This is a genomic window from Streptomyces sp. NPDC014861 (genome assembly GCF_043081625.1).
In the GTDB taxonomy this organism is placed as follows: Bacteria; Actinomycetota; Actinomycetes; order Streptomycetales; family Streptomycetaceae; genus Streptomyces.
The window spans coordinates 29784-44118 of sequence record NZ_JBIBWV010000001.1 but is presented as its reverse complement, the minus strand read 5'-3'; the positions used below and the strand labels follow the sequence as shown (position 1 = coordinate 44118).

Sequence of the window (14335 nt, the reverse complement as noted above, 5' to 3'; positions counted from 1 at the left end):
AGCCTGCGTCACTGCTGGGCCCTCCACATTTCTTCGAGCATGGTGATCTGGTTCTGGTCGAGGTCGAGCAGGTCGAGGTCGGACGGGGTGTGCCCGCCGGTGACCCCGCCCGCCGCCCAGGCGGCGAGCGCGTCGAGGGCGGCCGTCCAGCCGTCCGCGAGCTGCGCGACCGTGTCCTGGGACAGGGCGTCGCCCGCCCACAGGAAGGAGGCGGCCAGCTCCGGCCCGTCCGGGCCGTGCTCCACCTCCGCGTCCACCTGGAGGGGGTACGCGAGCGGGGCGTCCGGCTCCGGGCCGACGGCGAGCGCGTCGGACTCCGCGGCCGGTCCCCAGGCCGATTCCCGGGCGGCGGTCTGCCGGCCCAGGTAGTTCCACAGGATCTCGGGGCTGTCCTCCGGGTCGAACAGCCCGGCGGTGGCGGCGTTGGCGTACCGCAGCAGCCCGGCGCCGATCCCGCCGTCCGGGACCCCGCGGATCCGCTCCTTGATCTCCTTCAGGGCCGCCCCGGCGTCCTGCGTCCCGCCGACGACCGCACGCGCGTCGTACGAGTCGGCGGTGAGCCGCAGCGGGTACACGCCGGTGAGCCAGCCGACCGTACGGGTCAGGTCCGCGCCCGGGACGAGGTCCTGCTCCCGGCCGTGGCCCTCCAGCTCCACGGTCAGGCCGCCGGCCGGCTTCCCGTGCCGGGCCGCCCAGTCGCCCACGGCCAGCGCGAGCGCGGTGAGCAGCGTGTCGTTGACCGTGCCGTGGAACGCCTGCGGCACCGCCGTCAGGAGCGGCCCGGTGCGCTCGGCGGAGAGCCGCACGGTCAGCCGCCGCGCGCTCGCCACCGTGTCCCGCGCCGGATCCAGCGCACGCTCCGTCAGGAGCCTGCCGCCGGTCGCCGACTCGGCGAGCCACCGGCCGAGCTCGGCGGTCCGCCGCGCGCTGTGCGCCTCGGCGAGCAGCCCCGCCGTCCAGGTGCGCAGCGCCGTCGGCACGGCGTCGAGGGCGGGCGTCCGCCCCTCCGCCGCCGCCTCGCACGCGGCCCGCAGGTCCGGCAGCAGGATCTGCCACGACACCTCGTCCGCCACCAGGTGGTGGGCGACCAGCAGCAGCCTGCCCGGCTCACCGGGCCCGCCGTCGAAGCGCACGGCCCGTACCGTCCGGCCCGACTCCGGGTCCAGCTCTCCGGCCGCCCGGTCCGACTCGCGGGACACCAGCTCGCGCAGCGCCTCCGCGCCGAGCCCGGCGGCGTCCACCGTGCGCAGCACCGAACCGGCCGTCAGCGAACCGACCGGGGCGATCTCGGCGCTCCACACCCCGGGCCGCGCCACGGTCAGCACCTGCCGCAGCCCGTCGTGCCGGTCCAGGACCGCCTGGAGCGCGGTCTCCAGATCCGCCTGCCGCACCCCGGCGGGCAGCAGCACCAGTCGCGCCTGGCAGAAGCGCCGGTACGCACCGCCGCGCCCCGCGAACCAGCGCGCCACCGGCGGCAGGACCAGCGGCCCCGTCGCCTGTTCGGCCGGTCGCTCCGGGGCCGTGCCCGCCGGGGCGGCGGGCGCGGCGACGGCGGCCAGACCGGCCGGCGTCGGATGCTGGAACACCTGCCGGGCCGTCACCGTGAACCCGGCCTTGCGGGCCTGGCTGACGTACCGGATGGAGACGATGCTGTCGCCGCCCAGCTCGAAGAAGTTCTCCTCCGGACCCACCGCGGGCAGCCCCAGGACCTCGGCCATCAGCCGCGCGAGCAGCTCGGCCGGGGTCTCGGAGGCGGCCGCCGGCGTGGCCGCCGCAGGGGCGGCGCGGCGGGGCTCGGGCGGTACGGGCAGGGCGCGGCGGTCGAGCTTGCCGTTGGGGGAGAGCGGCACGGCCGGGATCTCCAGGACCACGGCCGGGACCATGTACTCCGGGAGCCGCGTCGCCGCGTGCGCCCGCAGCGCGTCCGCGTCGAGCGGTCCTTCGCCCGCCGGGACGGCGTAGGCGACGAGCCGCTGCACCCCTGGCCGGTCCTCGCGGACCAGCGTGACGGCACGGGCCACCCCGGGAGCCCCGGAGAGCACCGCGTCGATCTCGCCGAGTTCGATGCGCAGGCCGCGGAGCTTGACCTGGTCGTCGGTGCGGCCGAGGTACTGGAGTCGTCCGTCGGGGTGGCGGACGACGAGGTCGCCGGTGCGGTACATGCGGGTGCCGGCGGGTCCGTGGGGGTCGGCGACGAAGCGTTCGGCGGTGAGGTCGGGCCGGGTGAGGTAGCCGCGGGCGAGCTGGACGCCGGCGAGGTAGAGCTCGCCGGGGACGCCGACCGGGACCGGCTGGAGCCTGTGGTCCAGGACGTGGACGCGGGTGTTCCACACCGGGGAGCCGATGGAGGCCGACGCCGTGAGGGCGCCGGGGTGGGCGGTGGCGGCGGTGACGTCGACGGCGGCCTCGGTGGGGCCGTACAGGTTCTCCAGGGCGACCGCGCGCTCCCCGGCGGAGACGTGGAACCGGTCCACGAGCTCCGTCGGCAGCGCCTCGCCGCTGCACACCACGAGCCGCAGGCTCGGGCACTCCGCGACCTCCACCGCCGCGACGAACGCGGCCAGCATGGACGGGACGAAGTGCAGGACGGTGACGCGCTGTTCGCGGATCAGCTCGGCCAGGTACTCGGGGTCCTTGTGTCCGTCCGGGCGGGCGACGACGAGCGGCACGCCCTGGGCGAGCGGCCAGAACAGCTCCCACACGGAGACGTCGAAGGTGGTCGGCGTCTTCTGGAGGACCCGGTCCGCCGGTGTGAGCCCGTACGCGCCCTGCATCCACTGGAGGCGGTTCACGATGGCCTCGTGTTCGACCATGACGCCCTTGGGGCGACCGGTGGAGCCCGAGGTGAAGATGACGTACGCCGGGTGGCGGGGCAGCAGCGGCGCCCGCCGGTCCGCGTCCGTCACCGCGCCCGCGTCCGCGCCCGCCCACTCGGCCGCCACGGCGGCCGAGTCGAGCACGATCCGCTCCGCCGCGAGCCCCGCCGGGAGGTCCGGCGCCGAGGCCGTGTCCGTGAGGACCGCGACCGGCCGGGCCGTCCCGCACATGTGGGTGAGGCGGTCGGCGGGGAGCGTGAGGTCGAGCGGCAGGTAGGCGCCGCCCGCCCGGACGACGGCGTGGATCGCGATGAGCAGGTCGAGCGAGCGCGGCAGCGCGACGGCGACGACCGACTCGGGTCCCACGCCACGGCCGATCAGGAGCCGGGCGAGGCGGTTGACGCGTGCGTCGAAGTCGGTACGGGACAGCTCCTCGCCCTCGAGGACGAGCGCCGGTCCGTGGGCCTGCTCCGCTCCCGCGGCCACGAGATCCGCGAGGGTCACCGGGCCGTCCACAGCCCGCCCGGTCGCGTTCCAGCCCTCCAGAGCACGCCGCTCCTCCGCGTCCCGCAGGTCGAGCGACGCGACCGGGGCCCCCGGGTCGGCCGCCACGGCGTCCAGGAGCAGGACGAGCCGCTCCGTCAGGCGCTCGGCGCCCGGCCGGCCGAAGAGGTCGGTCGCGTACCGCAGACCGCCCTCGATCCGCCCGTCCTCCTCCGAACCGCCGAACGCGAACTCCAGGTCGACCTTGGACCCGCCGATCTCCACCGGCAGCTCACGGGCCGCGACCCCGAGGAGCGAGTCCACCTCGGTGGACACCGAGTGGTACGTCACCATCGCCTGGAACAGCGGGTTGCGGGCCTGCGAGCGGGCCGCGCCCACCGCCTCCGCCACCGCTTCGAGCGGCAGGTCGGCATGGGCGAACCCGGCGAGGCCGGTGTCCCGCACCCGGTCGACGAGCTCGGCGAAGGTCGGCTCGCCCGACAGGTCCGCGCGCAGCACGAGCGTGTTCAGGAAGAAGCCCACGAGCCCGTCGAGCTGCTCGTCGCCGCGCCCGGAGACCGGGGCGCCGAGAGGGATGTCGTCGCCGGCGCCGAGCCGGTGGAGCAGCGCCGCGACGGCCGCGTGCACCACCATGAACATCGTCGCGCCGGAGGCGCGGGCGATCCGGGCGAGCCCGGCGCCCGTCGCGGCGGAGACGTCGAACGGCACCACGTCACCGCCGTGCGTCGGCTCGACCGGACGCGGGGTGTCGGTGAACAGGCCCAGTTCCTCGGGGATTCCGGCCAGCGCCTCCCGCCAGTAGGCGGTCTGGCGCGCCGCCGTCGACTCGGACACCTCCTCGTCCCCGAGGAGTTCGCGCTGCCAGAGGGCGTAGTCGGCGTACTGGACCGGGAGTTCGGGGAACTCCGGGGCGCGGCCGGCGACGCGCGCCGCGTAGGCGGTGTCCAGGTCGGCGAGGAGCGGTCCCGTCGACCACTCGTCGGTCGCGATGTGGTGGAGCAGCACCACGAGCACGTGCACGTCTTCCGAGGCGCTGAGCAGCGTCACCCGCACCGGGATGTCCCGGGCCAGGTCGAAGACGTGCCGGGAGGCCGACTCCGCCTCGGCGGCCAGGGCCTCGGCGGGGACGCGGCGCTCCGCGAACGGCACCACGGCCTCGCCGGGCGCCAGGATCCGCTGGTACGGCTCGCCGTCGGCCTCGCCGAACACGGTCCGCAGCACCTCGTGCCGCGCCACCACGTCCCGCACCGCGGCGCGCACGGCCGCAGGGTCGACCGGTCCGTCCAGGCGCACGGCGAAGGGCACGTTGTAGGCGGTACCGGGCCCCCGCACGCTGTCGAAGAGCCACAGCCTCCGCTGCGCGTACGAGAGCGGCAGCCGCTCGGGCCGCGCCGTGACCGGGAGGAGGGGCGGCCGCCCGGAGGCGGTCCGCTCGGCGAGCCGCACGGCGAGCGCCGCGACCGTCCGCGCCTCGAACACGTCCCGTACGGAGCACTCCACGCCCAGCGCGGTCCTGACCCGGCTCGCGGCGCGGGCCGCGAGGAGGGAGTGGCCGCCGAGGTCGAAGAAGTCGTCCTCGACGCCGGCCGTCTCCAGGCCGAGGACGGCCGCGACGATCCCGAGCAGCAGGGTCTCCCGCGCGTCCTTCGGGGCACGCGACGGCCCGGAGACCGCGTCCGGGGGCGCGGGCAGGGCGCGGCGGTCGAGCTTGCCGTTGGGGGAGAGCGGCACGGCCGGGATCTCCACGAACACGCCCGGGACCATGTACTCCGGCAGGCGGGAGGCCGCGTGGGCGCGCAGCGCGTCCACGGAGACCGGCCCGTCGCCGGCGCCGACGACGTACCCCACGAGCCGCTGGACGCCGGGCCGGTCCTCGCGGACCAGGGTCACCGCCTGCGCGACACCGGGGGCGGACGCCACGACCGCGTCGATCTCGCCGAGTTCGATGCGCAGGCCGCGGAGCTTGACCTGGTCGTCGGTGCGGCCGAGGTACTGGAGTCGTCCGTCGGGGTGGCGGACGACGAGGTCGCCGGTGCGGTACATGCGGGTGCCGGCGGGTCCGTGGGGGTCGGCGACGAAGCGTTCGGCGGTGAGGTCGGGTCGGGTGAGGTAGCCGCGGGCGAGCTGGACGCCGGCGAGGTAGAGCTCGCCGGGGACGCCGACCGGGACCGGCTGGAGGTGTGTGTCGAGGACGTGGACGCGGGTGTTCCACACCGGGGAGCCGATGGAGGCCGACGCCGTGAGGGCGCCGGGGTGGGCGGTGGCGGCGGTGACGTCGACGGCGGCCTCGGTGGGGCCGTACAGGTTCTCCAGGGCGACCGCGCGCTCCCCGGCGGAGGCGTGGAACCGGTCCACCAGATCGGTGGGCAGCGCCTCGCCGCTGCACACCACGAGCCGCAGGCTCGGGCAGTCCACCACGTCCGTCGAGTCGAGGAACGCCTGCAGCATCGACGGGACGAAGTGCAGGACGGTGACGCGCTGTTCGCGGATCAGCTCGGCCAGGTACTCGGGGTCCTTGTGTCCGTCCGGGCGGGCGACGACGAGCGGCACGCCCTGGGCGAGCGGCCAGAACAGCTCCCACACGGAGACGTCGAAGGTGGTCGGGGTCTTCTGGAGGACCCGGTCGCCGGACGTCAGGCGGTACGTGTCCTCCATCCAGGCCAGACGGTTGACGATGGCCTCGTGCTCGACCATCACGCCCTTGGGGCGACCGGTGGAGCCGGAGGTGAAGATGACGTACGCCGGGTGGCGCGGGAGCAGCGGCGCCCGCCGGTCCGCGTCCGTGACGGCGCTCTCCGCCGTCCCGTCCAGCTCCGCGCGCACCTCGGGCGCGTCCAGGACCAGCGGTTCGGCCTCCAGGCCGGCCGGCAGCGCGCCGAGCGACGGAAGGTCCGTCAGGACGCACAGCGGACGCGCGGTGTCCGTCATGTGGGTGAGGCGGTCGGCGGGGAGCGTGAGGTCGAGCGGCAGGTAGGCGCCGCCCGCCCGGACGACGGCGTGGATCGCGACCAGCAGGTCGAGCGAGCGCGGCAGCGCGACGGCGACGACCGACTCGGGTCCCACGCCACGGCCGATCAGGAGCCGGGCGAGGCGGTTGACGCGTGCGTCGAAGTCGGTACGGGACAGCTCCTCGCCCTCGAAGACGAGCGCCGGCCCGTGGGCCTTCTCCGCTCCCGCGGCCACGAGATCCGCGAGGGTCACCGGACCGTCCACGGCCCGGCCGGTCGCGTTCCAGCCCTCCAGAGCACGCCGCTCCTCCGCGTCCCGCAGGTCGAGCGACGCGACCGGGGCACCCGGGTCGGCCGCCACGGCGTCCAGGAGCCGGACGAGCCGCTCCGTCAGGCGCTCGGCGCCCGCGCGCTCGAACAGGTCGGTCGCGTAGCGCACCCCGAGGGTCAGCCCGTCCCCGGCCGCGCTCCGCGTGCGCCGGAAGAGGATCTCCAGGTCGAACTTGGCCGCGCCGCCCCGCACCGGGAACTCCCCGGCGTCCGTGCCGAGCAGCCGGGAGAGGTCCGGGCCACCGCCCTCGTACGCCACCATCGTCTGGAACAGCGGGTGGCGGGCGAGCGAGCGGACCGGTGCCACGGCCTCCACGACGGCGTCGAAGGGCAGATCGGCGTGGTCGAGGACCGCGAGGCCCGCCGTGCGGGCCCGGCCGAGGAGCTCCGAGAAGGTCGGGTCACCGGACAGGTCGGTGCGCAGCACCGCCGTGTTGACGAAGAAGCCGACGAGCCCGTCGAGCGCGCTGTCACCGCGCCCCGCCACCGGAGTGCCGAGGGGGATGTCGTCGCCGGCGCCGAGCCGGTGGAGCAGGGCCGCCACGGCCGCGTGCACCACCATGAACATCGTCGCGCCGGAGTCCGCCGCCAGCCGGTCGAGGCGGGCCGCGAGCTCGGGCGGGAGTGCGGCGGTGACCGTGTCGCCCCGGTGGGTCGGGACGGCGGGGCGGGGCCGGTCGGTGGGGAGCGCCAGCTCCTCCGGGAGGCCGGCCAGGGCCTCGCGCCAGAAGGCGGACTGGCGGGAGGCGAGGGAGGCGGTGTCGGCCGCCTCGCCGAGGAGCTCGCGCTGCCACAGGGCGTGGTCCGCGTACTGGAGGGGGAGTTCGGTGAAGTCCGGGGTCCGGCCGGCGACCCGGGCCGTGTAGGCGGCGTCCAGGTCGGCCAGGAGCGGTCCGGTGGACCACTCGTCGGTCGCGATGTGGTGCAGCAGCACCACGAGCACGTGCTCGTCGGCGCCCGCCCCGAACAGGGTCACCCGCAGCGGGAGTTCGTCCTCCAGGCCCAGAGGCCGGGCGACGACCGCCTCCACGGCGTCCGCGAGGGACCCGGGGGCCACCTCCCGTACCGCGAAGGGCACGTCCGCCTCGCCGGGCGCCAGGATCCGCTGGTACGGCTCCCCGTCGGCCGCCGCGTACACGGTCCGCAGCACCTCGTGCCGGGCCACCAGGTCCCCGAACGCGGCGCGCAGGGCGTCCTCGTCCGGGCGCTCCCGCAGCCGCAGCGCCAGCGGGACCGTGTAGGTGGAGCTCGCGCCGTCCAGGTCGTACTGGAACCAGAGCCGCCGCTGGGCGTACGACAGCGGCAGCCGCTCGGGGCGTACGGCGGCCGGGGCGAGGGCGGGCCGCGCGGAGGCGGTCCGCTCCGCGAGCCGGGCGGCGAGCGCCGCGACCGTGCGTGCCTCGAAGACGTCCCGCACCGAGCAGGCGCGGCCCGTCGCCCGCACCCGTGCCACCAGGCGCGTCGCGAGCAGGGAGTGGCCGCCGAGCGCGAAGAAGTCGTCCTCGGCGCCGACCGAGGCGAGGCCCAGGGCATCGGCGAAGGCCTCCGCGAGCTGCTCCTCCGCCTCGCCGCGCGGCGCCCGGGAGGGCGCGGCGGCCGTCATGGCGGGCGCGGGCAGCGCGGCCCGGTCCAGCTTGCCGTTGACGTTCACCGGCAGCACGTCCAGAGCGACGACCGCCGCCGGGACCATGTACTCGGGCAGGCGGGCGGCGACCTCGTCGCGCACCGCGTCCGGGTCGGCGCCGCCGGTCACGTACGCGACCAGGCGCGGCACGCCGGGGACGTCCTCACGGACCAGGACCGCCGCCGAGGCGACACCCTCACAGGCCGTCAGTTCCGCCTCGACCTCACCGAGTTCGACCCGGAAGCCGCGGATCTTCACCTGGTCGTCGGCGCGGCCCAGGAACTCGATCAGACCGTCGGCGCGTCGGCGTGCCAGGTCGCCCGTGCGGTACATGCGGGAGCCGGCCGGACCGTACGGGTCCGCGACGAAGCGCTCCGAGGTGAGCACGGACCGGCCCAGGTAGCCGCGGGCGTTCTGGACGCCCGCGAGGTACAGCTCGCCGGGGACGCCGGGCGGCACCGGACGCAGCCGGGCGTCCAGGACGTGCGCCCGGGTGTTGTCGAGGGGACGGCCGACCACCGGGGTCGCGCAGTCGGTGACCCGCGCGACCAGGGCGTCCACCGTGAACTCGGTGGGGCCGTAGTAGTTCACCGTCTCCACGCCGGGGACCGCGCGCAGCTCCGTCCACAGCGCGGGCGGCACGGCCTCGCCGCCGAGCAGGAACAGCGGCGGCCGGTGCGCTCCCGTGAGCAGGCCCGCGTCGAGCAGGTGGCGGCCGTACGACGGGGTGACGTCGAGCGCGTCGATCCGCGCCTCCCGCACGTGCGCGACGACGGCGTCGGCGTCACGGCGCCCGTACTCGTCGAGGACGTGCAGCTCGTGGCCGGCGATCAGCCACAGCAGCTGCTCCCACGAGGAGTCGAAGGAGAACGAGGCCGTGTGCAGGGCCCGCACCCGCCGGCCGAGCCGGTCCGCGACGGGGCGGTACAGCTGCCGCTCGTGGTCCCGGTACAGGTTCGTCAGACCGGCGTGGTGCAGGCCGACGCCCTTGGGGCGGCCGGTGGAGCCGGAGGTGTAGATGACGTACGCCAGGTCGTCCGGGCGGGGGGCGGCGGGCGCCGGGCCGTCGGCGGCGGCGAGCCGGTCCCGTACCTCGGGATCGTCCAGGACGAGGCGGGTCGCGCCCGGGGTGTCCGGGACCCGGTCGTCCACGGCCCGGGTGGTGACGACACAGACGGGAGCGGCGTCGCCCAGCATGTACGCCAGACGCTCCTCCGGGTGGTCCAGGTCGAGCGGCAGGTAGGCGCCGCCGGCCCGCAGGACGGCGAAGGCGGCGACGACGGACTCCGCCGAGCGGGGCACGGCGAGCGCCACGACGGCGTCCGGTCCCGCGCCCTCCGCGGCGAGCAGCAGGGCGAGCCGGCCGACCCGCTCGTCCAGCTCGGCGAAGCTGAGCCGCAGGTCGCCGCAGACCAGGGCGGTGGCGTCCGGGGTGTCCCGGACGCGCTCGGCCAGGATCTCCACGACGCCGGCGGCGGGGTGGGCGACGGCGGTGTCGTTCCACCGCTCCAGGAGCCCCCGCTCCTCCTCGGAGCGCAGCTCGTACGCGGAGACCGGGGTGTCCGGGGCCGCGACGGCCTGCTCCAGGAGGCGCAGCAGCCGGCCGGCGAGCGCGTCGGCCGTCGCCGCGTCGAAGAGGGCCGACGAGGAGAAGACCTCCAGGTCGAGCTCGTCGCCGTGGGCGCTGTCGGAGAAGGTGATGTCGAGGTCGAACTTGGTGACGCCCGGGTCGGTCCGGTCCACGGTGGCGTCCAGGCCGAACAGGGCGCGCACGTCCTGGGTGACGGTGCTGTGCGACACCATGGTCTGGAAGAGCGGGTGCCGGGTGAGGGAGCGCTCCGGGTTGACCGCCTCCACGACCGCGTCGAACGGCAGGTCGGCGTGGTCGAGCGCGGCCAGGTCGGTGGCGCGCACCCGCTCCAGGAGGGCCGCGAAGGTCGGGTCGCCGGACAGGTCGGCGCGGAGCACCACGGTGTTCACGAAGAAGCCGACGAGGCCGTCGAGGGCCGGGTCGGAGCGGCCGGCGACCGGGCTGCCGAGCGGGATGTCGTCGCCGGCGCCGAGCCGGTGGAGCAGGGTGGCGACGGCCGCGTGGACGACCATGAAGACGCTGGTGCCGGAGTCGCGCGCCAGCCGGCGGATGCCGGAGGCGAGGGCGGCGGGCACCGCGTGGTGCGTCATGCGGCCCGCGTTGTCGGGTTCGGCGGGGCGGGGCCGGTCGGTGGGCGCGGTGGCCTCGGCCGGCAGGCCGGCGAGTGCCTGACGCCAGTGGGCGGCCTGCCGGGCGGCCGGGGACTCCGGGTCGGCCGGGTCGCCGAGGGCCGCGCTCTGCCAGAGCGCGAAGTCGGCGTACTGCACCGGCAGCGGGGCGAACTCGGCTGCCTCGCCGCCGAGTCGGGCCGCGTAGGCGTGTTCGAGGTCGTGGAGGAAGGGGCCCATCGACCACTCGTCGCTCGCGATGTGGTGCAGCAGCACGACCAGGGCGTCGGCGCCGCGCTCGCCGTCGCGGACCAGGGTGACCCGCACCGGCGCCTCGGCCGACAGGTCGAAGAGATGAGCGAGGGACGCCGCCACCGCCGCGTCCACCCGGTCCGGGGCGGTCTCCGCCAGACGGAGCCGCACCCCGGCGTCGGCCGGGTCGAGGATCCGCTGGTACGGCACTCCGTCGCGCTCGGCGAAGACGGTGCGCAGCGCCTCGTGCCGGGCCACCACGTCCCCGAGGGCCGCGTCCAGGGCGGCCGGGTCGAGGAGCGTGCCGAAGCGGGCGACGAACGGGATGTTGTAGGTGGCGCTGGGGCCTTCGAGCTGGTGCAGGAACCAGAGCCGGTGCTGGGCGTCGGAGAGCGGCAGGAGGTCGGGCCGCTCCCCGGCGGTGAGCGCGGGGCGGGGGCCGGTCGCGGTGCGGGCGGCGAGCCGCTCGGCGAGGGCGGCGGGCGTGCGGGCCTCGAAGACGTCCCGCACGCCGCAGTCGGCGCCGAGCGCGGCGCGCAGCCGGGCCGCCACCCGGGCGGCGAGCAGCGAGTGGCCGCCGAGGTCGAAGAAGTCGTCGCCGGGACCGACCGAGGCCAGCTCCAGGACGTCGGCGTAGGCGCCGGCGACGATCTCCTCGCGGGCGTCGCGCGGTGTCCGGCCGGTGGTCGTGGCGAGGCCGGCCAGGTCGGGGGCGGGCAGGGCGCGCCGGTCCACCTTGCCGTTGGCGGTGAGCGGGAAGGCGTCCAGGACGACGACGGCGGACGGCACCATGTGCGCGGGCAGTCGCTCGCCGACCGCCGTGCGCAGCCCGGCCGGTTCGGGGGCGGAGCCGCCCGCGCCGGTCACGTAGCCGACCAGGAGCGGGGAGCCGGGGATGTCCTCGCGGACCAGGACCACCGCCCGGTCCACTTCCGGACGGTCCGTCAGGGCGGTCTCGATCTCGCCGAGTTCGATGCGGAAGCCGCGGACCTTCACCTGGTCGTCGGCGCGCCCGAGGAAGTCGATGACGCCGTCGGGGCGGCGGCGCACGAGGTCTCCGGTGCGGTACATGCGGGAGCCGGCGGGGCCGTACGGGTCGGCGACGAACCGCTCGGAGGTGAGCGCCGGGCGGCCGAGGTAGCCGCGCGCCAGCTGGTCGCCGGACAGGTACAGCTCGCCGGGGCGGCCGTGCGGGACGGGGCGGAGCGCGGAGTCGAGGACGTGGGCGCGGGTGTTCCAGAACGGCAGGCCGATGTCCGGGGTGCCGGTGTGGCCGGGGGAGAGGACGGAGGAGGTGGCCCAGACGGTCACCTCGGTCGGCCCGTAGACATTGGTGACGGAGGCGGCCGTGCGGGCGAGGCGTTCGGCGAGGGCGGCGGGCAGCGCCTCGCCGCCGACGAGGACCCTGGTGCGGGCGAGGGCGCGCGGGGCGCCCTCCTCCAGGAGGGCGTGCCACAGCGACGGCGTCGCCTGCATCACGGCCGGGCGGTGGGCCTCGACGAGGGCGGCGAGTGCCGCGGGGTCGCGGACGGTGTCGCGGTCGGCGAGGACGACCGCCGCGCCGCTGATCAGCGGCACGTGCAGCTCCAGGGCCGCGATGTCGAAGGAGACGGTGGTGACGGCGACGAGTCCGTCGCCGGGCTCCATGGCCAGCTCGTGGGCCTGCATGCGCAGGAAGTTGGCGAGTGCGGAGTGGGGGATCACCACGCCCTTGGGGCGCCCGGTGGAGCCGGAGGTGTGGATGACGTACGCCGGGTGGGCGCCGTCCGGGGCCGGGAGGGGCGCGGCGGGAGCGTCGGCGAGGTCGGCGAGGGCGGACAGGGCGTCGGGGGAGTCCAGGACGAGGGTCTCGGTGCCGGGCACGTCGGGGGCGTCGGCGGCGGCGGCCAGGGTGGTGAGGACGCACACCGGGCGGGCGTCGCGGACCATGAACTCCAGCCGCTCGGCCGGGTATTCGAGGTCGAGCGGCAGATAGGCGCCGCCGGCCCTGAGGACGGCGAGCAGGGCCACGACGAGTTCGGCGCCGCGCGGCAGGGCGATGCCGACGAACCGCTCGGGGCCGACACCGCGCGCGGCCAGCAGGCGGGCCAGCCGGTCGACCCGGGCGTCGAGTTCCGCGTACGTGAGCTCTTCGGTGCCCGCGACGAGGGCGACGGCCTCGGGGTGCTCCCGTACGCGGGCGGCGAAGGCGTCGACGACGGTGCCGGGCGGGAGGTCGCGGGTGGTCGCGGCGGCCCGCTCGGCGAGCGCGCGCAGGGTGGCGGCGTCGAGGAGGTCGGGGCGGCCCACGGGGGTGTCGTGGGCGCTGCCGGCGGCCTCGGTGAGGAAGCGGACGAACTCGGCGCAGCGGGCCTCCAGGCCCTCGGCGTCGTAGGCGCGCGGGTTGGCGTCGAGCTCGAAGGAGATCCGGCCCGCCGCGGCGTCGTGACGGACGGCCAGCGTGAGGTCGTCGACGGGGCCGGCGGCCACATTGTGCACGGTGCCGGGGGCGCCGGCGAAGTCGAGGGCGTTGTCGAAGGCCTTGACGTTGACCATCGGGCCGAGCGGGCCCCGGTCGCGGCCGACGAGGCCGAGGTCGCGGCGGATGTCCTCGGCGCGGTAGCGCTGGTGGCGGCGCAGGTCGCGGACGCCGGCGGCGACCTCGGAGACCAGTCCGGCCAGCGGGAGGTCGGGGCGGACCGCGACCCGCAGCGGCAGCACGTTGACGACCATCGCCGGGACGGACAGGGCGGCGGAGCCGAGGCGGGCCATCGCGGGCAGCGAGAGCAGGACGTCCCGGTTGCCGGTCGAGCGGTGCAGGAAGGCGGCGAAGGCGGCGGTCACGGCGTCCGCCCAGGTGGCCTTCGCGGTCCGGGCCAGGGCGAGCACCCCGGCGGTGGCCTCGGGGGAGAGCGAGGCCTCGGCGCGCAGGAAGCCGGGGGCGGCGGGGAAGGAGGCGCCGGCCAGCGGCTCCTGGTCGCCGAGGTCGGCGAGCCGGCCGAGCCAGTGGTCTCGGTCGGCGGCGTACCGCTCCTCGTCGCGGTACGCGGCCTCCTCCTCGACGACGGCGGAGAGCGGACCGAACGGCGACGGGGCGGGGGCCTCGCCGCACGCGAGCGCCGTGTGGACCTCGGCGACGCGGCGGGAGAGCAGGGAGAAGCCGTAGGCGTCGAGCGCGATGTGGTGGACGCGCTGGTACCAGAGCGTGCGGTCCGGGGCGACCCGGTGGAGGACGAAGGAGAACAGCGGGGCGGTGGCCGGGTCGGCGGGGGTGGCCATGTCGGCGCGCATCAGGGCGAGCGCGGCGCCCTCCGGGTCCGGGGCGCCCAGGTGGTCCACGACCGTGACGACGGGGCCGCTCGGGGGCCCGTCGGCGAGGATCTGGACCGGCTGTCCCTGCTCGTCCTCCTCGAAGCGGACGGTGAGGGCCTCGCACTCCCCGACGACCCGGCGCAGCGCCGTGGCGAAGAGGTCCGTGTCGAGCGCCCCGGCGACGGCGACGTACTGGCCGACGTTGTAGACCGGGGAGTCGGGGTCGAGCCGCTGGCCGTACCAGACTCCGGTCTGGGCCCCGGTCAGGGCGAGGCGTCGCTGGGCACGCTCGGTCATGGATCTTGCTCCAGGGTTCACCCGCGGCGGCCGGGGGCCGGGCGCGGGACGGGACGGAGAGAGAGGGGGCGGGG

At 76.4% G+C, this 14335-nt stretch carries 1 protein-coding gene; it reads right to left on the bottom strand.

The genetic code is table 11. The features are described from left to right. Positions 1-8 precede the first annotated feature (8 nt). Positions 9-14261, bottom strand: coding sequence for an amino acid adenylation domain-containing protein (locus ACF1BN_RS00085; RefSeq protein ID WP_392329291.1), 14253 nt, complete (start codon positions 14259-14261; stop codon positions 9-11). Positions 14262-14335 lie beyond the last annotated feature (74 nt).